Raw genomic sequence first — 21,363 nt, 5'->3', positions numbered from 1 at the left:
TTCGCGCCGATACAGGCCGGGGGCTTCGGTCCCCGGCTTTTTTTATGCTCGGGGACGGTGGGGCGGGTCCGGGGGCAGTGCTGCCTCCGGGGCTGAAAGCCTCCGGCGGGAGGCTTTCAGAGCGAAAACCGGGTAGGAAGAAGCGGTTCTTGCGCCAAGCGCCGTTAAGCAGCTTTTTCTCGACTGTCTTCGGGCGCGGCGGCCAGATGGTCAAGAATCAGCCCGTAAAAACCGATGTCGCTGTCGGTCTGATGATGCCAGCCCAGATGGTTGCCGCAACTGGCGCACAGGGCCATCTGCCAGTAGCCATCTTCCTGATGGCCGAAATCCAGGGCGAAATGCCCGGCGGACAGGCATCCCGGAGCCAGGGAAAAACAGCCGATTTCCTGATCGATGCCATACTCGGTGGGCACGGCATGACGATGGGAGCCGTGGACGGCGATTCGCAGGCTGGAGTGCGTGATGTCCTCGCCGCAATGAGCGCAGACCATGCGATCGGCTGTGGCCAGAGACGGATTATTGAAGATCGGCTTCACGGGCTCTGCCGGCCCGCTCGCATCCTCCTCCCAGGAAAGGCTGATGGGCGGAGTCGTGGGGATAAGCGTCAGGTGTTTGTTCATGTTTGCACCCTCCCGGGTGGCCTGGGTGCATTGTCGGCGCACCCGTCTTGGCTTTGCGGTCAAAGAGGCAATTTCCTACTTGCTTGGTCAAGTTTAAGATAGGCAGCCATCGGAATCTGGCAAGCTGTCCGGGCAACCTACTTGAAACTCCACCAAGCATAAATCAGACCAAATTGTCCGTTTTGCGACGCAGGCGCTCGGGAATGAGTCCGAAAAAAAAACCGCCGTCGGCATTGCGAGCATAGCGCCAGCCCAGATGCAGACCGCAGCGCGCACAGATGGCCACCTGCCAGCCCGTGTCTGGAAACCAGGAAAAATCCAGGCTGATCGGACCAACCGTGACACAACCTGGAGCGGCTGCAAAACACTCGACGCGAAACACCTGCCCGTAAGGATTGGCAAAAACGTGGGAGTGTGAACCGGACACCGGGATACGCCAAGCATCGGCTGTGATCGGAAGGCAGCACTGGGCGCATACCAGTTTCGGCGTCGTGACATCCTGTGCAGGAGCAAGCGCGGCATCCCAGGCCGGAACGGCGACCTCCCCGGGCTCGTCCGGTTGCCGGCGCAGGCAAAGGACGGCAGGGGAGATTGGTTGGAGAGTCCGAAGAATTTGCATATACCAGGGGCTGGTTATACACTCCGAAGAAATCGTCAACCCGGCTTACCGCACAAAATTGTCGCAGCCGGCTTCAAAGTTGTCGCCATGCGCCAATACCTCGGCCATCTCGCCGCCGCCGACCCGCTGCACAGCTATCTGCGTGACGTCATTTTGCCGCAATTGGCGGCCACCGACCGTGAGCCCCGGTGGCGGGTGTACCGCATCTCACCGGCCAGCGACGTCTACTTGTATGAAGACAAATGGACCCAGGCCACAGTTGTGGGAAAATTTTACGCCCATTTGAGGGGTTTAAACGGCAGCAACGCGCCCCAGTCCGCCGAGAATGAGCGTCGTAACCTGGATTTTGCCCGAAGCCTTGGCCTTGATGCCCTGCCGGACTATGTGGTCCGTCCCCTGGGCGTCAACCCGAGCCTGGGCGATCTGCTTGTCATCGAACATGTCGCTGGCGAACAACTCGACAGTGTCATCGAAGCTGCAGCCGGCAGCGGCCGTGGCGAACGGCTGTTTCGCAAGCTCTCCGGGCTGGCCCGTTTCTTCGCCCGCCTGCACAACGCCACCGCTGGTCCGGAACAGGTCGATTTTGCCAGAACCCAAGGCTACTACGACCGGGTGGTCGGGTATCTGGCCGCCAATGCCGGCATTTCCGCCCGCCGAATCGACCGGCTGCGGGAGCTCGGGCATGGCTACGCCGGTCGGGCCGCCATGTGGCAGGATGTGCAGGTGGCAGTGCACGGCGACGCCACGCCCTCCAATTTCCTGTTCGGGCGAGGTCAGGATGTATACGCCATCGACCTTGAGCGGATGCACCGTGACGACCGTATCTACGACGTGGGGCGGCTTTGCGGCGAACTCAAACACTGCTTTTTGCAGATGACCGGCGACATTGACCGGGCCGAGCCGTTTGTCGGCCATTTCTTGTGGGAATATGCCGGGCATTTCCCGGACCGCGAGCGTACTTTTGCGGCGTTGACCGCCCGGCTGCCGTTTCACCTGGGCCTGACCCTCCTGCGCATTGCCCGCAACGCCTGGTTGGAGGATTGGTACCGCAAACGCCTGGTCCATGAGGCCAAAGTCATTTTGCTCGGAGGGCTCACATGATCGTTCGGGGAATCATCTGCGATGTGAACGGCACGCTCATCGACATCAACACCGACGAGGGCAACGAGCAGATCTACCGCTCCATCAGCCACCTGCTCAAATACTACGGCATTCGCACCAGCCGGGGTGATGTGCGCGAGGGCTATTATCAGATCCTCAAGGAGCAGCGGCGGGCGGGCGGGGAGCAGTTTCCGGAATACGACGCCGTGGCCGTGTGGCGGGAGTTTCTCGCCAGCCGCCTGGCCCGCAGCGGGGCAGAGCTTCCCAAAAACAAGCTGGCCCAACTGCCGCATTTTCTGGCCGAGCTCTACCGGGGCATCTCGCTCAATCGCCTGGAGCTCTATCCGGACGTGCGCGAGGTTCTGGACGAATTGCGTCAGCACTATCGCTTGGCCGCCCTGTCCGATGCCCAGACGGCCTGGGCCGTGCCGGAGATGCAGATGGTCGGCTTGGCCGAGTATTTTTTCCCGATTGTTGTTTCCGGCGACCTCGGCTACCGCAAACCCGATCCGCGCATCTTTGCCCTGACCCTGCGGCGGATGCATCTGCGCCCCGAAGAAGTGGTCTTTGTCGGCAACGATATGTACCGGGATATTTATGGAGCCCGGGAGGCCGGAATGCGGACGGTCTTTTTTGCCAGCGGCCAGGGGCAGCAGCAAATGGACGGCGTTGCCGCCCATTACAATATCTACCGCTTCGGCGAACTGCGAAACGCCATCCGATTTTTTGAGGAACAACCCTGATAACTGGGAGTCTGCTTGTCAGCCCCGTCGTCCGGACGCATGCGTGTCGCCCTGGCCCGACGCAAAACGGGCCAGGGCGACACATGCACAGGGGCTAAAATTATTCGCCCATTTCCGTGAACCCTTCCATCTCCTTGTGCTTTTTCCAGGAGATTTCGAGGGCGAACTTCTCTTTGTCTTTCTTCTGCGAGGCCTTCATATCCACATTGACCAGCACCGACGGGTGTAGGGTCAGGGATTCCTCCCCGGCCGCAATGGTGACCAGTCCGGCCTTCATATCAGTCGCCAATTTTTCCAGATTGGCGATGACTTCCGTGATCTGCATCACGCCTTCGACCTTGATCTTGCTCTTGTCCTTTTCCATGCGCGGCTCCTTTGGCTGTGCGACGTCAGCCGATGATTTCAAACGTGATCGAACGGCCCTGGGCCAACCGAACAGACCCTTGGCGTTTGACGATAAAGGCCACAAGCGGCTTCAAAGCCTCCATGTGTAGTCGTAATTCCGGCAGTCGGCTGCGAAAGAATTCCCCGTTATCAGTAAGAGTGAGCACATGGCGATCGCCGCCGTGCGCCCGCAACCGGACCGTCAGCACGGGAAGTTGTCCGGCGGTTTCCCCCGGACGCCAATCCGGACCTTGCGCAAGCTCCATCGGCGTCACGATTCGTTGCAGGGCATGGCTGAAATAAAAGAGTTTTTCCACCGGCAAGGCAAAGGTCTCAGGATCGACTTCCACCCGCAAAACAGCTTCTCCCTCAGGGAGCAACCCTTCCAGAACGCCGCGCAAAAAGACCTCCACCGGATGCGCGCCCTGGTCCGGGGCGGCAGGCGCAGCTTGGGACGGGCAGGGACCCGGGGAAGCGACGAGCCCGGCCGCCGTCCCGGACGGGGCATCCGCTTGCGCCGTTTCGGACGCAGCCGCAGTCGGCGTTTCGGCCGGGTCGGGCAGCGTCGTCTGGTCGGACGCGTCGTCCCCTCTAGGAAGGCCAGGAGCTGCTGGCGACAGCCCTAAAGCCGGGGGTGGGGCGGTAGCCTGTCCGGTTGGGCTGGGCGCGTCCGTCTTGGCGGGTGCAGCCGCAAAGACCTGCTGGCCGTTGCCCGGGGCGGCCGGCTCAGGCTGCCGGATCAGATCGTTTGTCAAGGTGGTTGGCGGTGCGTTTTGTTCGACCGCGTCTGGTTGTGGGGCGGCTTTGGCCCGGGACGGGGATTTGCGTTTTGTCGCGGCTGGTTGTTTGGCCGCAGGTTTGGCTGTGCCCTGCAAGGGGTCGCGGCCGAGTCTGGAACGGGTAGCCATGTGCAACGTCCTTATCTGGCGATGCCGCTTGCCCCGGGTAGGGGAGCAAGGTTGAGCCGAGCCGCCGCTTCCCGGCACACTCTGGCGAAATCCGAAGCTCCGGCGCTGCGCGGCGCATACTGAAAAATGTCCTGCCCAAAGCTCGGCGCTTCAGCCAGGGCGATGTTTTCGCGAATGACGCCGGCAAAGGCCAGGCCGGGAAAATGCTCGGCCACAGCGCCCTGCACCTCGCGGTGCAGGCGCTTTTGGCTGGAAAAACGGTTGAGCACGATGCCGACCACGGTGGGAGCCAGATGGTCGGCTGAAAGACCGGCCAGGGTGTCCATGAGCCAGGCCAAGCTTTGCATGGCCAGAAAGTCCGGGGTCATGGGGACGATGACGCCGCTTGCCGCAGTGAGCGCCTGTCGGGCCAGAGGACCAAGGTGGGGCGGACAGTCGATGATGACCAAATCAAAGCCGGTCGCGGCGGCCAGAGCCTGACGCAAGCGGTTGTTGCCAGGATTCTCGATGGCCAGGGGAGACTCGGTTGCAGCCAACGCGGCCGAGGCGGGCACAACCATGCACGAGCCTGCCCTCGCCATGGCCGCGTCAAGGGGGAGGCGGCCGGTCAACACTCCGGCCAGTCCGCCGTTGTCGCCGCTCGGGGAGGTCAGGCCTAGAGAGACGCTCAGATGGGCTTGAGGATCGGCGTCCACAGCCAGAATGCGCCAACCAAGCCGGGCCAGTCCGGCCGCCAGATTGACGGAGCAAGTTGTCTTGCCAACACCCCCTTTGTGGTTGAGGCAGGCAAGGCAAGGCGTTTGCGGAACTGTGGCATCCATGGGGAAACCATGCCCAGGCGCCGTTACAATTTGACGACAGCTCGGGGATGACGGCTGGTTCGACGCAGCAAAGTCACCAAGCAGTCATGGAGCCGCATTGAGAAGATGGCTAACAGACAAGGAAGAAATCCACTTCAAGGACTGGCATGCCTATTTTCAAAATCCTTCATCGTCGGGGCCGGCCCCGGCAGGTGGTACTGCAGCTCACCGACCGTTGCAACGCCCGTTGCGTCCAATGCGGCATGAATGTCTTAAACACCGGTCCTCGCGGGGATATGGCCGTTGATACGGCCAAACGGATTATCGATCACTGCGTCCGACTGGGGGTTTCCGCGCTGTCCTTCACGGGCGGCGAACCGCTGTTGACCGGTCCGCTGCTCTCTGAACTGTTGTCCTATGCCGGCCGGGCCGGCATTGAATATCTGCGAACCGGCACGAACGGCTCCCGTTTTGCCCACCCTGAGGCCCCGGATTTTCACGACCGGGTGACGCGGCTGGCCGAGGGGTTGGCCAGCACCCCGGTGCGCAACTTCTGGATCAGCCTTGATTCGGCCGATGCCGGCGTTCATGAGGCCAATCGCGGCTTTCCGGGCATGGTGGAAGGCATACGGCAAGCTCTGCCGATTTTCCACGCGCATGGCCTTTATCCCACAGCCAATTTGGCTCTGACCCGGCTCATGACCGGTGAAGTCCCTTTGGAGGCGGCAAGCGCCGAACAGTTTTACGAAAAAGCCTGCCATGGGCTATCGGTCTTTTTCCAGACGGCTGCCGACCTCGGCTTCACCATGGCCAATTGCTGCTATCCTATGAGCGACGCGGATCAGCAAAAGGGAGCCCAGGCGGTCTATGCGGCCACTGCGGCCGATGCCCGGGTGACCTTTGCCGACTGGGAAAAACGGGCGCTCTTTCAGGCCGTGCTGGATACCGTGCCCCGCCATCGGGGAGCGCTGCGCATATTCACGCCTCGTTGCGCCGTTTCCACTCTGGTGCGCCAATATGCCGGCGAGGAGCCAAGCGGTCGGCCCTGTCTGGGCGGGGTGAGCTTTTTGTATGTCGACCGGTTCGGAAACGCCTTTCCGTGCGGCTATCGCGGGACGGAGAACCTTGGGCCGTTTTGGGAGCTTGGCGAAGACCGGTTGGACGGCAAAGCCCACTGCCGGGCCTGCGATTGGGAGTGTTTCCGCGACCCGAGCGAACTACTTGGACCGCTGGGCGATCTGGCCGCCGGTCCGGCCGGATGGCTGTCCCTTGCCCGGGGAGACATCCGGCAACTTGGCCTGTGGCTCAGCGACCTGCGCTATTTCGCCGCCTGCGGTCAGTTTGACGGACGCCGCCCCCCCGATCTCGCCAGGCTGGCCCGCTGCCAGTAGGACGAGTTGGTCCTTCAACTCGTCCTGTTGCGAGCGTTTCCAGGCGCTTTGCATACAACACAGGCAAGGTCCGAGTGGCTCGCTGGCATCCTGCGGCAACCATCCTGGTTGCCAACCGGGATTCGATGTCTCCGGGCCGTCTGCATCCTTGGCCCTCTCGTCCTCGGTGGCTGCCCTATTGCAGCCACCCGGCAATGCGCTCCCGGTTATTCCAGGGAGCCGCGGCATGCCAAGACGCCAAGCATCGTTATCCGATCTTCACCATGCCCTGCGGATTGCCCTGCGCGTCGATAAGATGCACGCCGCAGGCAATGCACGGATCGTAGGAGTGGACGAGACGCAGTATTTCAAGCGGCTGGGTGGAATCAGCAATAGGTACGCCGACCAGGGCCGCTTCCACGGCGCTTGGCAACCCCTTGGCGTCCCGGGGGCCAAAGTTCCAGGCCGAGGGGACCACCATCTGATAGTTCTTGATCTTGGCGCTGCCGTCCGTGGAGAACCAATGGCCCACGGCGCCGCGCGGAGCCTCGCCGATGCCGATACCCGTGACGTTGGCCGGTACGGCCTTGCCGGTAAACGTGGCGGTATTCCCTGCCTTGATATTGTTTTGCAGGGTGGTCAACCAGCCGGTCATGGCTTGACCGATGACCTGGGTTTCGATGGCCCGGGCTGCGGTTCGACCGAGCACCGAAAACATGTCGCTCATGGTCAGGCCAAGGGTGGAGAGCAGGGAATCCACAGCCGCTTTGACCTGGGTCTGCCCCTTGCCATACGCCACCAGTACCCGGGCCAGAGGACCGACTTCCATGGGTTTCCCCTGGTAACGAGGGGCCTTGAGCCATGAGTAATCAGCGTTTTGGTCGTAACCGGTATACGACGGGCTTGTGACGCCGGTGGTCGGATTTTGCGGCGTGGATTTGGTATACCAAGCCCGGGATACGTCTTCGGTGATGTCGGCCAGATTCACGGCCGCGACGTTGGCGACATCCTTGTTGAGGATCACGCCGCCGGGCAGCAGACAGTTGCCTGTGCCATAGGTGTCCAGCGGGAATTCGCCATACGCCAGCATGTTCTCGAAGCCGCCGATCTTGGCATATTCGGGATACTGGCCAGCGAGGTAGACAACATCGGGGATGTAGAACTGGTTGATGAAGTCGTTGGTGGCCGTCAGCAGCGAACTGAAACTGGTCATGTTAGCCGCCACATAGATTTCCGCGCCGGAGGTGATGCCGCCCGGCGCAACCGCGTGGGGGTGGGGGTTTTTCCCGGCGAAAAGAGCCATCATCTTGGCGGTGTCGGCCTGCTGGCGCAAGGCCTGGAGATAGTGGGCCACAAACAGCAGGTTGGCTTCGGGGCTGAGCTTGTAGGCGCTATGCCCCCAGTAACCGGCGGCAAAAGGCCCCAATTGGCCGGAGTCGACCAGGGATTGCAGTTTGGCCTTGACAGCAGCGAAATCCATGGCCGGGGCTGCCGGCGAAATCTGTCGGGCCAGGGTTTGGGTGGCGTTGGGATCGGCCTTAATGGCTGCGGTCACATCGACCCAGTCCAGGGCGTGGAGATGATAGAAATGAACGATGTGATCATGGAGAAACTGGGTGCCGTTGATCAGATTGCGCACAATCTGGGCATCGACGGGCACGGTCAGCTGCATGGAGTTTTCAATAGCCACGCTCGAGGCTTGCAAATGCACGTAGGTACACACGCCGCACAAACGCTGGGTGATCAAGGGGGCGTCCCGGGGGTCGCGGCCGGCCAGGATCAGCTCGATACCCCGAAACAGGGTGGCTGAGGACCAGGCATCGGTGATGACCCCTTCCTTCACCTGGGTGTCGATGCGCAGGTGACCCTCAATACGAGTAATGGGATCAAGGGTGATTTTGGCCGTGGCTTTGTTTGTATTGGTCGAATCACTCAGGAGCAGATTGAGTGCGGGAGCAATCTTGACAGAGTTTCCGACAGTGCTTGGATTCAGTATGCCAGCCATATAAATTCTCCTTCAGATCCTTGTGTATTAATCGTCGCCGGGGATGAATTTGATCGCCCCGTACTTTGAGGCGAAGTCTGTTACAAAAGACGAAGTATAAAAGGGCTTGAAGGCGTCCCAGAAGTTTGGTTCGGTGCAGCCGATGCAGTGGGCGCAGGCCTGAATGTCCCAGGAAGTCCCTTCATTGTATTTGATCGTCTTGCAATTGTGATACGTTTTCGGTCCTTTGCAACCATAGTCGAGAAGACAGCCGTGGGGTTTTTGGCACTCATGGACGCGTTTTCCATAGGCAAACGTCGGGCGTTTCTTGGAATCGAGGGCCGGCAGGGTGCCTTTGAGCAAATAGTTTACGATGACGCCGGCCAGATTGTAGGGGTTGGGCGCGCAACCGGGAATGTTGACCACAGGCACGCTGCCAAGGGACACGGCGTCGGAGACGCCCTTGGCCCCGGTCGGGTTGGGCGCGGCCGCAGCCAGACCACCGAAGGCGGCACAGTTGCCGTAGGCGATGACCGCCTTGGCCTTGGGCAGGATACGCTGGGCCACAGACAGCATGGTCTCTCCGCCGACAGTCCCGTAGACGCCGCCTGCGGCTGTGGGAATGGAACCTTCGACGATGGCGAAAAACTGGCCCGGGTTGGCATCCACCACCGAGTCGCGGTGGCCACTGGCGGCCAGACCGGCGGCAGCCATGATGGTCTCCTGGTAGTCCAGGGAGATGGTGTTGAACATGAGGTCTTCGGGATAAGGACTGGTCATGCGCAAGAAGGATTCGCTGCATCCAGTGCACTCGGAGAAATTGAGCCAGATAACTGGCGGACGCGATCCGGCCAGGGCTCGGGCCACGGTCACGGCTCCGTCCAGGCCCAGTCCCATGGTCACGGCCACGGCGGTGCAGAATTTGAGGAATGAACGTCTGGACATGCCGGCGGGGGTGGGGGCGTCCTCCGGTGTGGCGATCAAATTATCAATTTTCATGCATACCTCCGGCGTGCAATTTTTCGGTGGTTCCGCCCTGAAGCATTCGGACGCGCTGCGCTCCTGGGGTCACTAATGGTATCGGATGGATACCTATTCCATACCTAAGACATATGAATTTAAGGCACATTTTGCTAATCGTTTGCACTGCAAACAATTTCTATGCAACCCTAGTCAAGAAGCAGCTTCATTTTTCTAAATCCGAAGTGAATATTATTTCAGAAGATAGTTAATAGTATGTATTAATTTCCCCTCAGTCTTCCCACTGCAGGCTAGACGAGACAGACATCTTGAGAAGGGCAGGGTGTCATGGCACGCTCTGTTTGCAATCAACATGAGGGTGTCCACAGGTCACTGCCGGAGGCATCCCCCAAGGCGTTCCACGCTTTTAGGGGGGGCGTAGCATTGGGAGACTGGAGAGAAACCACACTTTGTGGATTCTGTTGCCTTGGGCTGCGCTACGTCTTCCTGCACTCTGCCGAAAATCTCCTCATGTCACAGGCGGTTGGGCCATATTGGAGCCCTGGTGGCCTGTTCCCCGGGTGCTCCGGAAAAGTCTACTGATTTAGTAGCAAATTTTAAGCCAGCCAAGTAGGGAAATAATTTCCTTTCATTGCTCGGCAAGGGGGGAGGGACTATTTTGAAGTCGATGATGCTGCCAATCTGCTGTTAAGACACAGTAAAATTCCTTCAAGGAAGTCGCTTACAGTGCGAAAAGTGAGCCAGAGGCCAAGGCGTAGCGCACGGCCTGTCTCCAGACGGCGCAGGGGCAGCCGTGGACACGCAAAAGAGTGTATGGAAAGGGAGGAGGCCGTCAGGAATTTGAAGGCCAAAATGTCCTGGCTCGGCGGCGTCATGATCCAGGGCGAAACATCTGGGAGGCAAACGGGCGAAAACCTTGAGGTCTCGGAGAATTAATGAAATGCCCGACCTGGAATCTGTCCAACCTGTTTTTGGGGGGCCTTCGTTGCAGCATTGAATGCCTGTGATGCATTCATGTTTGGGTGTCGTCAGTGCGTCCGCCCGCGCTGGAAATCGGCAGATCTGCTGTCTGGGAATAGCGTGTGAATCAAGCCAGACCCGTGAGCAGCACAGGGAGCGTCAATCTTTTTTTGGGCGGTATGCCCACAATTTTTGATTGCATCTCCCTGTGCAGCAATGACGTGGAGTCACATTCGCTCGACATTCTTTGTGAGGAAACACAACTCGCCAACTTCATTCGTTAATTATTCGTCTTGCTCTTTGTGATGTGACCCATTTCGATCTTCAGCCCGTCCGCACCAAGATTGAGCGACAAGCCTTTGCTGGTCGAGCGCAGCTTCATGACGACACCATTGGAATTTTCAAGCCACTGAACGCCTTTGCCCTCGACAGCAGCATAACCGGCGCGAGCCTGCAGATAGCCGCCCGGGAAATCCTCCATTCGTTTCAGCCCGTAGACTTCTCCGGATGCAGTGATTTTCGATACGCCAAGTCCCCCGACTCCCATACCGCCGACCTTGAAGGGGTATCTGCGCCCATTGAAGGTCAACGTCCCCTTGCCGCCAGAGGCGCTGAGAATGAATCCGCCCTGACCAAATTCCATGACCACATGTCCGGTGGGTTTTCCAAGCTCACCAGCCAGCGCGTGGCCAGGAACCGCGTACAAGGCGCACGCCAGCAGAAGTGATAAACACAGTCCGAGCGAGAGGGAGCCGAGAGCGGGCAGGGCAGGCAGAAAACGTGATTTTACCATGGTGGGCGGCCTTTGGCTTGATGTTTCGAGAACAGGTTTTATGGCAATCACGATACTCCCATTCATCCTGTCTTATCAAGAAATTTGGAGGAACCCAGGCAAGACAGCGGGCGCCATTCGCGAAAGTCATGGGTGGCGGGCAAGAGTGTGCGCGCCATGGGGACGGCTGGTAGTTCTTTAACGCTTGGGCCAGAATCCAAAAAACCGGATAGGGGCAATTCGGTCTCATTCTTGCCTTCGGTCCGGCGCTCTTGAAGAATCGCTGCCCGGATGCCATGACCATCCACGTTGCTGCCAGCCACGTCATGCAAGGGATTCTTGTGGCCGTTTTGGCCCTGGCCCCGTAGCGCCGCTTAGCGGAAGCGGCGTTCTTTGAAAAATGCGTGCTTTTTAAATGGTATAATTATTCCATGGTGGTCTCCTGTGTATGCATGCTACCAAGTTTTCGGGATGCGGCACAAGCCGGCCAGGTGGCAAGAGCGCGGGATTGGAGCCTGGATTATTGGTTCAGGCGGTAGCTGGAAGAGCGGGCGGGCCAGGAGGTTGACGTACGATACAATGGAAGAGTAACTGTGCGAAAGTATATTGAGGAAATAAAAGGATATGCTATGAAGCCATGCAAAGTAATTGTGACATTCTTGATTTTTGTTATTTTTATACAGCTGCCATTGGAAAATGCAGAGGCTCTTAAAGAGAACGATCAAAGACAAATATTGGCCTCAAAAAAAATAAAAGTTGAGGCCAGGAGTAAATTTGTTGATGAGCTTTGCGAATGCGCTGTTGCAGCAAAGATAACAGGCGTGTTGGCCATACAGTTTGATGATATAAAAACACAGAAAATGTCTTCTTTAAGAGTAAATGAATTTCTAAGTGCTGCGAAAGAAGTGATGTCTCCAAAGTACATCGAGGCGAGATATAAATCAATGCTTGTCAAGTTTTTGGATCCAAACAAGCTTAATGATGACTATGCAAATAAATTTATACGAGAGCGTGCGCATATGTGTGGTTATATTATACAGAACAAATATGAGCGACTTCAATATTGGAACGATATAATAGCAAAGCAATGACAGGATGGTGTCTGGAAAGCATTCTTTTCGCTGGTAGAGAATTTTTTATTTTGGTTTGCGATTGTCATTGGAGATGTCTGTCAAAGGGGCCTGGGGAACTTCGAGCCTGGAACGGGCACCCGTCTGGTCGCGGCATGGGGCCGTTTCAATGTCTGTTATCCGTTTTGCCGTGGTCTGATAATCGGTTCCCCGGACAGTGTCCTGGCAGGTGCCTTCAGAGCAACTGGACGACTGCCTTTTTCCTCAACGCCAATCAGGGCGGAGCCAAATGACACGACAATCACGGATATTTGTAAAAAAGTGTACGTTATTTCAGTTGTTTACAAGGACATCGAGTTCGTCTAAACAGTACTGCATCGACGCATCCATTCTGTGACTGTTTTTCCGTCCTGCCTCCAACGGGATTGCGGCTGCGGTGACCCTCTTATACCGAGGCGCATGCCCGGGTGCGAGCGATAGATCCCAAAGTTGTATTCAGGGAAAATGTCCCAGCACATGACGGCAGATCATCCTAACCTCCTGCGGGGGCTTCGCGCCACTCTTATGGGGCTCGTGCTTTTGGCGATCCTGCCGGCATTGGGACTGGCCCTTTATCACGGTCTGACCCTGCGCGCCCACGCCAGGGGCGAAGCCCAGGTGGAAGCCTTGCAGCGCGCCCAGAATCTGGCCGCCAGACAAAAAGTGCACTATGACGCCGTGCGACGCCTTGTCGAGACGCTGGCCGCGACAACCGTCGTCCGCGTCATCGATCCCAAGGGCTGTTCGCAGCTTTTCTCGCAACTCAAGGCCCAATCAGGCGCGGGGCTGGCCAATATCCTGGCCGTTTCGGTCACTGGCGAACCGATCGGCCAGGCGGCGCCCGATGCCGGGGACTTGTTTCCGCCCGAGCATACGCCGATGGGGACGGCGACCTATGCCGCCCGGGGCTGGTTTAAATCGGTCACCCAATCAAAGGCCTGCGTCAGCGAACCGTTCTCCCTGGCCCCCGATGGACAAGCGATGATGACCGTGGCCTGCCCAGCCCTCGGCTGGGACGGGGAGGTCAAAGCCGTTGTCGCCGCGAGCATGACCCTGGAAGCCCTGTCCCAGTCCGCTGCCGCCCTCCTGCCGATAAACGGTGTTGTTGGCGTGTTATCGTCGCAAGGCACTTTGCTGTCCCTTCTTCCCGACGCCTCCGTTTCCCTGGGAGCCACCCTCGCCGCGTCCCCACTCGGCCGCATCGTGTTGGGAAAACAGCGTGGCAGTGCCGAAACAACCGGCCTTATGGGCCAACCCAAGCTCGTCGGGTTCGACTTGCTGTTGCCTGATCTGGCCAATTCACCCACGGTGTTCGTCGAAATCCCTCTGGAAGAGGCCTATGCGGCCTCTACAAAACTGCTGCATGAACAGGCCATGTGGTTGGCCCTGGTCGGCGTCGTCGGTCTTGGCGTCGCCTGGACGCTGGGGTCCAGACTGCTTGTGCGGCCAATCACTTCCATGGTCAACGCGGCCGAGGCTATTGGCCGGGGGGAATTCGCCGTGCGTCTGGCCGGGACCGGCCAAGCCCTGGAATTGGAGCGTCTGAGACGGGCGTTTAACCACATGGCCCAGGGATTGGAAGAACGTCAGATCGATCTAGAAAAAAAGACTGTTGCATTGGAGAATTCCAACAAAGATTTGGAGCAATTCGCTTACGTGGCCTCGCATGACTTGCAGGAACCACTGCGCAAGATCACAAGCTTTGCCGATCTGCTCAACAAACGCTGCGCCGGACAACTCGATGCCAACGGGCTGCGGTATATGGACTATATGGTCGATGGGGCCAGGCGCATGAGCCAGCTTATCACCCATCTGTTGGATTATTCCCGCATAGGCACTCGAGGCAAGACCTTTACCCCTGTTGATCTCAATGTCCCCCTTGATGCGGCCCTGGACAATCTCCAGTTCCCCATTGAAGAAAACGACGCCGCCATTGTCCGTGAACCCTTGCCCGTGGTTACGGCGGATGCAACCCAGCTCTGCCAACTTTTCCAAAATCTGATTGGCAACGCCATCAAATATCGAAGCATAGCCGCCCCGGCCATTCGCGTAGCAGCGACACACCGGGACGGAGCCTGGGTCGTCTCGGTCGGGGACAATGGACCAGGCATCGCCCCGCAGCACCATGAACGGATATTTCGCATGTTCCAGCGTCTCCAGGCCGACCGGGAGCAGCAGGGCGCAGGCATCGGCCTGTCATTTTGCAAACGCATCGCCGAACGCCATGGCGGACGCATCTGGGTGGAGTCCGAAGAGGGCCGGGGTTCCACCTTCTATTTCACCTTGCCCGATGCAGAGGATGTCCCCGCGTGAAAAATGCAGCACTCCGCATCCTGCTTATGGAAGACGACGCAGGGGACGCGGAAGTCATCTGTGAAGTGTTTCAGGACGCAGCCTTCGATGTCGCCATTGATCACGTTCCTGACGGCGAGAAAGGCATGCGTTTTTTGCGCCGGGAAGGAGCCTATGTGGACGTCCGACGGCCTGATCTCATTTTGCTTGATCTCAACATGCCGCTCATGGACGGCCGGGAAGTCCTGCAGGCCCTTAAAAGCGACAAAGCCTTGCGAACCATACCCGTGCTCATTTTGAGCACCTCTGACGCACCCTGCGACATTGAAGCCAGCTACGATCTCGGGGCGAACTGCTACCTGACAAAACCGTTTGGGCTGGACGATTTTGAGTTCATGATCAAAAGCGTCGAAAGCTTCTGGCTGCGCCTGGCCAAGTTGCCGCCCCGAGACGCTGCCTGCGGTGTCTGCTCATGACACTGCGGATATTGCTGATCGAAGACGACTACGGGGATGCGGAACTGGTGCGGGCCTATCTCGAAGACGACGCGGACCATGCCTTCATTCTCGAACACGTCTCGCTGCTTGAGCATGGCGTAAAAGTTCTGGAGGACAACGGCGCCGACGTGGCGCTGCTTGATCTCAATCTGCCCGACTCCACGGGTCTGACGACCTTCACGACACTCCGGCTCCAATTTCCGGATATTCCCATCATCGTTCTCTCGGGTCTCGACGACAAGGAGATCTCGACCATGGCCGTGCGCGAGGGAGCCCAGGATTTCATCGTCAAAGGCAGCTTTGACGGGAGAATCCTTTTTCGGGCCATCCTGCATGCCATCGAACGCCACCAGATCTACCGGGAGCTCGCCGGCGCGGCCCTGTCCGACGAACTGACCGGCCTGTTCAATCGACGCGGTTTTCTGGCCCTGGCCGGCCAGATGTTCAAGTCTGCCCAGCGACTGGTGCGGGGCGCTTTCCTGCTCTACGCGGACCTGGACGGCATGAAAAAGGTTAACGACGGCCTCGGTCATAAAGAAGGAGACCGTATGCTCAAGGACATGGCGCAAGTCTTGCGAGAGACCTTTCGGGAAGGCGATGTCGTGGCCCGTCTTGGCGGCGACGAATTCGCTGTGTTCGGCCTGCAGGAAACGCATCTTGAAGTTATCGAACCCAAAGAGCGTCTGCTGCACAACATGGCTGTCTTCAACAACAGCGCCGGCCGGCCGTATCCGCTGGCGGCAAGCGTTGGCGTATCCAGCCTGGAACTCGATTGCGCCAGAGCCCTCGACGATCTGGTTTCCTGCGCTGACGCCAGAATGTATGCGGAAAAACGCACACGGTCCCATCGTTCAGCCCTGCACCGGCAACCACCTGCCGGCTGCCTTGCCGACCCCGGGCATTCCAAGGAAGGACAGGAGCACGCCAGGCAGACGAGCCACCGCGCCATCGCGCATCCCTATCCCCGTATTGCCTGACTGCACAGGACGCCATATGCCCCTCAAGCACTTGTCCTCGCTGATCTGCCTAAGTTGTTTGATCTGCCTGGGCGTTTGCCGCACCGTCGCCGCCGAAGAGCTGATCGTTTCCGGAGCAGCCAGTCTCATCAACGCCATGGCGGAAATCAAAACTGCCTTTGAAAACGCCAATCCGCAATGGCAGGTCTTCGCCAATTTCGCCGGTTCGGGACAGCTGTTGCAACAAATCGAAGCAGGCGCGCCTGTTGACGTTTTTGTGCCGGCGGATCGGGAAACCATGGACAGGGCGCAGAAGGCCGGATTTATCGACGAGGCCAGCCGCGTCGATTTCACAGGCAACGACCTAATGCTGGTTGTGCCAATCGATGCCGTCGACATCAACAGTCTGTCTGATCTCGCTAACCCCCGGGTGGGGCGGGTGGCCCTCGGCGAACCAGACGCCGTGCCGGCCGGCAGCTATACCAAACAGGTTTTGGTGAAAGCCGGCCTGTGGCAACAACTTGAGGCTAAGATGGTCTATGGCCTTTCCGTCAAGCAGGCGCTTGACTATGTCGCCTTGGGCGAGGTCGACGCGGCCTTTGTCTACGCCACGGATGCCCGTCTCGCCAGCCGGAAGGTCCGGGTTGTGGCAAATATGACCGGACACAATCCCATTATTTACCCAGTTGCCTTGCTGAAATCATGCGTGCACCAGGAGGCTGCCCGGGCGTTCCTCACGTTTTTACAAAGCAGCGCCGGGCAGGCTATCATGCGTCAATGTGGATTTAAGCAGTTGGACGCAGCTCCGAATAAAAACTAGCCGCCATTGGCGCATATATATGCACACGAACAATACAGGTCCATTGCCGCATTGAAGTCCGCCCGAGACAGTTCCCAAAAACAGGTAGCCAACGCCGGCTGCCGTATGGAGATACCGGGGGCGCGCCGGGTCCTGTTCAATTTTCTGGCGCAACTTGTGGACGTGGATGCGCACGGAATGCTCCTGCCCTTGGCTGTGTCTTCTGCCCCACATTTCCTTGAGCAATCTGAGCTCGGCCACGAAGACCGCCACCATGGCTGAGACCGGCAAGCCGTAGAGTCCCGAGCCAGCGCCGCCGAAGACCGCTTTGCCAAGCTGCATGAGCTGCATGGGATACAGACCGCCCACGGGCATGAAACTGTCGTGCATGGCGTTGACCGTGCCATTGGAGGCGTTGGTGGCGGCGGCCCACAGGGCCGGACAGGCCGTGCCGAAGCGCATCTCAGTGCCCTCAAGACTCGGGGTTGAAACCACGCCGATGCCGGCCAGAGCCGGGTGGGGGACGGACTCGGCGGCCAGGGTCAGATATGAGAAGCCGGCAAAGAGGATGGCCATGGCTGCGAGCACGGCCTGCCCCTGTCGCCGGTCGCCGATCATCGCCCTGAAGGTGTGCCGGAAGGCCGCTGGGAAGAGTAGAATGGACAGCATTTCTAATAAATTGGTCAGTGGCGTGGGATTGTAAAAGGATGGGCGGAATTGGTGTTGTAATAGCCGCCGCCCTTGTCGAAGGAGGCAAGGAAGCCCCGTGTGGTCAGGCCGTGGAACAACTCCAACATAGCCAGTCTGGAGTTGAGAGCGCGAAGGCATTCAGGAAAGCAAAAGGGCCGGCGAGTCTCCGGCGATCTTCGGAGCACCCCTGACAGAGTCAAAACAAGGAGGCCGTTGCAGAGTCATACAATACCGGCAGGTTGAGTCCGATATTTTGACACCGCGACGTTCCTGGAGACTATGGAGAATACGAGAGCAAGCATTTGGAAGGTGTGGACCAGGAGATGCGGAGAGTGTCCATAACCTGTTCCTCAAGGAACGTCTCAAGGCGAGCGTGGATATCAACGGCCCAAAACGGAAGAAGCCGGCCCTGGCGGACCGGCTTCTTGGCTGAAATTTTTGATTTTTTGAACCGTAACGGACGGTGTCGATGGGGTGGTTGGTGGAGGTGGGGGGAATCGAACCCCCGTCCGAGAATGCTCCACTCCAGGCGTCTACAGGCTTAGACCGAAAAACAATCTCGCCTCGGGCAGGCCTTTCGGCCGGGCCGCCTCCGGCCAGTCCGTCTATTGTCTCGAGCTTACCCCAACGGACGAGGGTTCGCGCCAGCCTGATGGGGTTTGGCGTTCCGGTCCAGCATATCAGGCGTCAACTGATGGAACGCTGACTGTCAATTAAGCAGCCAGAGCGTAGTCGTAATCGTTGGCAGTTAACCAGTTGCCGCGTGTTTTACGAGGCCTCGCGGCACCTCGGCCTGCAACCAGGGCTTCACTATCCCCGTCGAAACCAGGGCACCCCCGTCGAAACATCAATGTAACGCTTTTCCCCCGAAGCGCAAGGGGGAGAGGCCCTAAAACATCCGGATTTTGGATGCGTAGCCCCGATCCTTCATGCAGGCATCGGCATCGCTGTCAACCACGGACAAGGGGCGATCCGGGAATGGCGGCGTATTCACCGAAAGCGAGGCCTTGCTGTAACAATCTGTGTAGTCGTCTTCCACGGCAGAGAGCTCTGCCCCGGGTTTGGCATAGGGCGGACGGGTGCAACCGCTGGCCAAAAACAGGGCCAAAAACAGCAGGGGAACAATTCGGCGCATAGGGGCAACTCCTTGGCATCGTCCTGTTCGGCCAGGCTCGCCGACTGGGCATGCGGCTGAAATACGGCAGCTTGGATCGAAAATTTTCGATCATCATCGAACAAGTTTCTTTTTCCTTATCGCGTGCGAAGCGGCACGGAAAGCATTTTTTACAGGGAAAATTCCGCCATGGCCACTTCTGAAGAATAGGCAAGAGCAGATTGATATTGAGCCTGTCGCCACCTGGAGCATGTCCATCATTATGCTGATTGTTCAAAATATCACAATATCCAGAGCAGGGAACTGCTTGAAATACGAAATATTGTGATGATTTTCTCAAAAGACATGTTTGTTGCCAATAGATTGGCTATAATCTATGACAAAAATACACGGATGAAACATAGTTGTCGTTTTTCCGACATGTTGTGCAAGATCGGCGCGTGCAAATGACGCCTTTGGCATTTGCTGTCCAGTGGACAGTCAGGAGGAGATTAATGAATAGGTTAAGTTTGAAAGCACTCTTGATGACCCTTGGTGTTGCCAGTCTCATCGGGGCGAGTCTGACTCTTACTCTCTTATATATACAACAAAGCAGAATGCTTGGCTACCTGGAGAATGTGAGCACTGTCGACGGACCGTTGCTCTACCATCTTCAGGATGTCTATGCCCAAGGCCTTCAGACTGAACAAGCGACTCGTAACGTCATTCTCAACCCGACTGACCAGAAAGCGCGCGATAATTATACCCACGCCGACAAAGAATTTCGGGAAGCCTTGGCTGCTGCGTCAGCCCTGGCAACGGGCAGCATGGCCTCCACCCTGAACAGTCTGCTGCCGAACTGGGATGCCAGTCACCTGCTCAAACGTAAACTGATGGACATGGCCACTGCCGGTGATACGGCCAAGGCAGTGCAGTTGCTTAATTCCGAGGAAACGCCACTGTGGCGATCCGTGAAAAAGACCGTCCAGGAGGCTATTGACGTACAGGTCAAAGTGTCAAAAGCCAATCTCGATGCCATTAAGGCCGGAGAAGCCTCCGTCTTTCGACTCTTTCTAGGTATGGCTGTATTGTCTGTCCTCTTGCTGATGGCTTTGATTGCCTGGCTCATTCGCGGCGTGTCCGGTGGGGCCGAGGCGCTTATCACGTATGCCAGCTCTATCGCCACCGGGGATTTTACCTCACGCCCGAGAACCGGGTTACCGCGAGAGTTTGAAGCCATAAGCGGCTCGTTGCAGGCCATGGTGCGTCATCTCGAAGATTCCCTGGGCTACTATCAGGGCATCGTGGCCGGGATGGCCACCCCGTTCGTGGTGGTGGACACCGTTGAGAATCTGCGTTTGACCAACGACACTCTTATGCAACTCCTTGAGCTAACCGGCCGGCCGGAAGACTATTACGGACGCAATGTGGCTGAATTCTTTTACGGCGATGCCGGGCGCAAGACGGTCCTTGGGCTGGCCATGGCCGAGAATAGACAAATACGCAAAGAAGTGGAGCTCATTTCCCGCAAAGGCAATATGCGAAATGTCCTGATTGACGCCACGGTTTTGTATAATGCAATTAACGGCAAGCTCATGGGGGCACTGTGCGTGTATGCCGATTATTCGGAATTGCGCCGCAATGAGATTGTTATGCGTGAGCAGACTGACCGGATGCTGACGACGGCCCAGGAGGCCAAATCCATTGCTGATACCCTCGCCCAGGAGACCGAAGCCTTGGCCCGGCAGGTGGACAGTGTAGAGCAGGGCGCCTCTGCTCAAAAGGAGCGCATCGGCGAGACGGCGCTGGCCATGGATGCCATGAACGACGCAGTCATGGAGGTGGCCAAAAACGCCTCGGCTGCCGCATCCCTGGCTGATGACGCCCGGGGCAAGGCCACGGCTGGAGCGGACATGGTCTCCGAGGTGGTGCTGTCCATTCGCCATGTCAACCAATTGGCCGAGGAATTGCGCCGGGACATGGACGACCTTGGCGGTCAGGCTGACGGTATTGGCAAGATCATGGGGGTCATTGCCGATATCGCCGATCAGACCAACCTTCTGGCCCTCAATGCCGCGATTGAGGCAGCCCGGGCTGGGGAGGCGGGACGCGGTTTCGCCGTAGTTGCCGACGAGGTGCGAAAGCTCGCTGAAAAAACCATGGCCGCAACCAAGGACGTGGCTGGATTTATCACCACCATGCAACAGAGTGTGCGCAAGAACAGCGCCAAGACCGACGAAACCAGCCGGGCCATTGCTGCCGGCACGGACAAGGCCAATGCCTCCGGGGTGATGCTTCAGGAAATCGTGGGCATTGTCTCACGCACTTCGGATCAGATCCGTTCCATGGCCGCTGCTGCCGAAGAGCAGTCAGCGACGACTGAGCAGATTCGCCAGTCCGCCGAGGAAATTAGCCGCATCTCCAACCAGACGGCAGCGGCCATGATCGCCTCGTCCCAGGCTGTGACCGCGCTGGCTGGACAGGCCCGAGATCTCGAAACTGTCATTTCCGGTCTGGAGGACGGGCAGGCGGCCCTGCCGGCCTGAACGCGCGCCGTTTGCTCAAACGCCCGCTTCCTGTCTTGCTGCAGCAAGGCATGGAGCGGGCATTTTTTATGGAGAACCTGTCCGTCGCCAAAGCAGAGGCCTAAAGGCAGTGGAAAAGGCATGGCATCCGACAGGGTGA

Annotated in this window: 19 protein-coding genes and 1 other RNA gene; 9 read left to right on the top strand and 11 right to left on the bottom strand. The window is 58.3% G+C overall.

Annotated elements, in window-relative coordinates:
• Positions 1-164 precede the first annotated feature (164 nt).
• Positions 165-620, bottom strand: a complete 456-nt coding sequence (locus NY78_RS00955; protein WP_043630575.1) for a cereblon family protein — start codon at positions 618-620, stop codon at positions 165-167.
• A 163-nt stretch (positions 621-783) separates the two neighbouring features.
• A complete protein-coding gene (locus NY78_RS00950) occupies positions 784-1,047 on the bottom strand; it encodes a cereblon family protein (RefSeq protein WP_053062105.1) in 264 nt (87 codons plus the stop codon).
• Between the two features lie 279 nt (positions 1,048-1,326).
• On the opposite strand from NY78_RS00950, the gene NY78_RS00945 reads away from it, so the two are divergent.
• Positions 1,327-2,340, top strand: coding sequence for a phosphotransferase (locus NY78_RS00945; protein WP_043630574.1), 1,014 nt, complete (start codon positions 1,327-1,329; stop codon positions 2,338-2,340).
• Positions 2,337-3,083 carry an HAD family hydrolase gene (locus NY78_RS00940; protein WP_043630572.1) on the top strand — a complete coding sequence of 249 codons (747 nt, stop codon included), beginning with the start codon at positions 2,337-2,339 and terminating at the stop codon, positions 3,081-3,083. Before NY78_RS00945 ends, NY78_RS00940 begins: the two co-directional genes overlap by 4 nt.
• Positions 3,084-3,183: 100 nt before the next feature.
• Here the strand turns inward: NY78_RS00940 and NY78_RS00935 are convergent, their stop codons facing one another.
• From NY78_RS00935 to NY78_RS00925, 3 genes are read right to left on the bottom strand one after another with little or no spacing between them, the layout of a single operon-like run.
• Positions 3,184-3,447 (bottom strand): amphi-Trp domain-containing protein, encoded by a 264-nt coding sequence (locus NY78_RS00935; protein WP_043630570.1) that lies wholly within the window; start codon positions 3,445-3,447, stop codon positions 3,184-3,186.
• Between the two features lie 25 nt (positions 3,448-3,472).
• Positions 3,473-4,375 carry a hypothetical protein gene (locus NY78_RS24420; RefSeq protein WP_043630568.1) on the bottom strand — a complete coding sequence of 301 codons (903 nt, stop codon included), beginning with the start codon at positions 4,373-4,375 and terminating at the stop codon, positions 3,473-3,475.
• A gap of 11 nt (positions 4,376-4,386) precedes the next feature.
• Complete coding sequence (locus NY78_RS00925; RefSeq protein ID WP_043630566.1) at positions 4,387-5,196, bottom strand: ParA family protein; 810 nt, start codon at positions 5,194-5,196, stop codon at positions 4,387-4,389.
• A gap of 146 nt (positions 5,197-5,342) precedes the next feature.
• Here NY78_RS00925 and NY78_RS00920 point away from each other — a divergent pair, with 146 nt between their 5' ends.
• A complete protein-coding gene (locus NY78_RS00920) occupies positions 5,343-6,566 on the top strand; it encodes a radical SAM protein (RefSeq protein ID WP_043630565.1) in 1,224 nt (407 codons plus the stop codon).
• 247 nt (positions 6,567-6,813) lie between these two features.
• Here the strand turns inward: NY78_RS00920 and NY78_RS00910 are convergent, their stop codons facing one another.
• The 3 genes from NY78_RS00910 to NY78_RS00900 form a co-directional block, all read right to left on the bottom strand.
• Entirely contained in the window at positions 6,814-8,550 is a 1,737-nt protein-coding gene (locus NY78_RS00910; RefSeq protein WP_082139836.1) for a nickel-dependent hydrogenase large subunit, read from the bottom strand.
• Positions 8,551-8,577: 27 nt separating this feature from the next.
• Positions 8,578-9,528 carry a hydrogenase small subunit gene (locus tag NY78_RS00905; protein ID WP_082139835.1) on the bottom strand — a complete coding sequence of 317 codons (951 nt, stop codon included), beginning with the start codon at positions 9,526-9,528 and terminating at the stop codon, positions 8,578-8,580.
• Positions 9,529-10,750: 1,222 nt separating this feature from the next.
• On the bottom strand, positions 10,751-11,314 hold the full coding sequence (locus NY78_RS00900) for a hypothetical protein (RefSeq protein WP_231583673.1): 564 nt from the start codon (positions 11,312-11,314) through the stop codon (positions 10,751-10,753).
• Positions 11,315-11,835: 521 nt separating this feature from the next.
• Here NY78_RS00900 and NY78_RS00895 point away from each other — a divergent pair.
• The 5 genes from NY78_RS00895 (at position 11,836) to modA (ending at position 16,916) form a co-directional block, all read left to right on the top strand.
• The gene (locus NY78_RS00895; RefSeq protein ID WP_156180817.1) at positions 11,836-12,333 is read left to right on the top strand and encodes a hypothetical protein; all 498 of its coding nucleotides are present in this window, start codon (positions 11,836-11,838) and stop codon (positions 12,331-12,333) included.
• A 495-nt stretch (positions 12,334-12,828) separates the two neighbouring features.
• Positions 12,829-14,664 carry a sensor histidine kinase gene (locus NY78_RS00890; RefSeq protein WP_231583671.1) on the top strand — a complete coding sequence of 612 codons (1,836 nt, stop codon included), beginning with the start codon at positions 12,829-12,831 and terminating at the stop codon, positions 14,662-14,664.
• Positions 14,661-15,119 carry a response regulator gene (locus NY78_RS00885; protein WP_156180815.1) on the top strand — a complete coding sequence of 153 codons (459 nt, stop codon included), beginning with the start codon at positions 14,661-14,663 and terminating at the stop codon, positions 15,117-15,119. Before NY78_RS00890 ends, NY78_RS00885 begins: the two co-directional genes overlap by 4 nt.
• Positions 15,116-16,117, top strand: a complete 1,002-nt coding sequence (locus tag NY78_RS00880; protein ID WP_043630558.1) for a GGDEF domain-containing protein — start codon at positions 15,116-15,118, stop codon at positions 16,115-16,117. Before NY78_RS00885 ends, NY78_RS00880 begins: the two co-directional genes overlap by 4 nt.
• 16 nt (positions 16,118-16,133) lie before the next feature.
• On the top strand, positions 16,134-16,916 hold the full coding sequence (gene modA, locus NY78_RS00875; RefSeq protein ID WP_043630556.1) for a molybdate ABC transporter substrate-binding protein: 783 nt from the start codon (positions 16,134-16,136) through the stop codon (positions 16,914-16,916).
• Here the strand turns inward: modA and NY78_RS00870 are convergent.
• The 3 genes from NY78_RS00870 to NY78_RS00865 all read right to left on the bottom strand — a co-directional run bounded on the left by NY78_RS00870 (position 16,839) and on the right by NY78_RS00865 (position 18,720).
• A complete protein-coding gene (locus NY78_RS00870; RefSeq protein WP_231583669.1) occupies positions 16,839-17,564 on the bottom strand; it encodes a potassium-transporting ATPase subunit KdpA in 726 nt (241 codons plus the stop codon). The two genes, modA and NY78_RS00870, sit on opposite strands and share 78 nt — an antisense overlap.
• Before the next feature lie 500 nt (positions 17,565-18,064).
• Positions 18,065-18,423: a transfer-messenger RNA gene (gene ssrA / locus NY78_RS23410) on the bottom strand.
• 51 nt (positions 18,424-18,474) lie between these two features.
• Positions 18,475-18,720, bottom strand: coding sequence for a hypothetical protein (locus tag NY78_RS00865; protein WP_043630551.1), 246 nt, complete (start codon positions 18,718-18,720; stop codon positions 18,475-18,477).
• Between the two features lie 596 nt (positions 18,721-19,316).
• On the opposite strand from NY78_RS00865, the gene NY78_RS00860 reads away from it, so the two are divergent.
• Positions 19,317-21,224: a methyl-accepting chemotaxis protein gene (locus tag NY78_RS00860; protein ID WP_231583668.1), complete on the top strand. Its 1,908-nt coding sequence runs from the start codon at positions 19,317-19,319 to the stop codon at positions 21,222-21,224.
• The last annotated feature ends 139 nt before the right edge of the window (positions 21,225-21,363 follow it).

The sequence above is a fragment of the Desulfovibrio sp. TomC genome (assembly GCF_000801335.2).
Taxonomy (GTDB): domain Bacteria; phylum Desulfobacterota; class Desulfovibrionia; order Desulfovibrionales; family Desulfovibrionaceae; genus Solidesulfovibrio.
Note: the sequence above shows the minus strand (reverse complement) of the source record. Positions and strands in the feature narration are given on the sequence as shown.

Bases quoted from the DNA above. Each gene is read 5' to 3' on its own strand.
- NY78_RS00955 (WP_043630575.1), bottom strand. From the start codon at position 620: ATGAACAAACACCTGACGCTTATCCCCACGACTCCGCCCATCAGCCTT.
- NY78_RS00945 (WP_043630574.1), top strand. From the start codon at position 1,327: ATGCGCCAATACCTCGGCCATCTCGCCGCCGCCGACCCGCTGCACAGC.
- NY78_RS00940 (WP_043630572.1), top strand. From the start codon at position 2,337: ATGATCGTTCGGGGAATCATCTGCGATGTGAACGGCACGCTCATCGAC.
- NY78_RS00935 (WP_043630570.1), bottom strand. From the start codon at position 3,447: ATGGAAAAGGACAAGAGCAAGATCAAGGTCGAAGGCGTGATGCAGATC.
- NY78_RS24420 (WP_043630568.1), bottom strand. From the start codon at position 4,375: ATGGCTACCCGTTCCAGACTCGGCCGCGACCCCTTGCAGGGCACAGCC.
- NY78_RS00925 (WP_043630566.1), bottom strand. From the start codon at position 5,196: ATGGATGCCACAGTTCCGCAAACGCCTTGCCTTGCCTGCCTCAACCAC.
- NY78_RS00920 (WP_043630565.1), top strand. From the start codon at position 5,343: ATGCCTATTTTCAAAATCCTTCATCGTCGGGGCCGGCCCCGGCAGGTG.
- NY78_RS00910 (WP_082139836.1), bottom strand. From the start codon at position 8,550: ATGGCTGGCATACTGAATCCAAGCACTGTCGGAAACTCTGTCAAGATT.
- NY78_RS00905 (WP_082139835.1), bottom strand. From the start codon at position 9,528: ATGAAAATTGATAATTTGATCGCCACACCGGAGGACGCCCCCACCCCC.
- NY78_RS00890 (WP_231583671.1), top strand. From the start codon at position 12,829: ATGACGGCAGATCATCCTAACCTCCTGCGGGGGCTTCGCGCCACTCTT.
- NY78_RS00880 (WP_043630558.1), top strand. From the start codon at position 15,116: ATGACACTGCGGATATTGCTGATCGAAGACGACTACGGGGATGCGGAA.
- modA (WP_043630556.1), top strand. From the start codon at position 16,134: ATGCCCCTCAAGCACTTGTCCTCGCTGATCTGCCTAAGTTGTTTGATC.
- NY78_RS00870 (WP_231583669.1), bottom strand. From the start codon at position 17,564: ATGCTGTCCATTCTACTCTTCCCAGCGGCCTTCCGGCACACCTTCAGG.
- NY78_RS00865 (WP_043630551.1), bottom strand. From the start codon at position 18,720: ATGCGCCGAATTGTTCCCCTGCTGTTTTTGGCCCTGTTTTTGGCCAGC.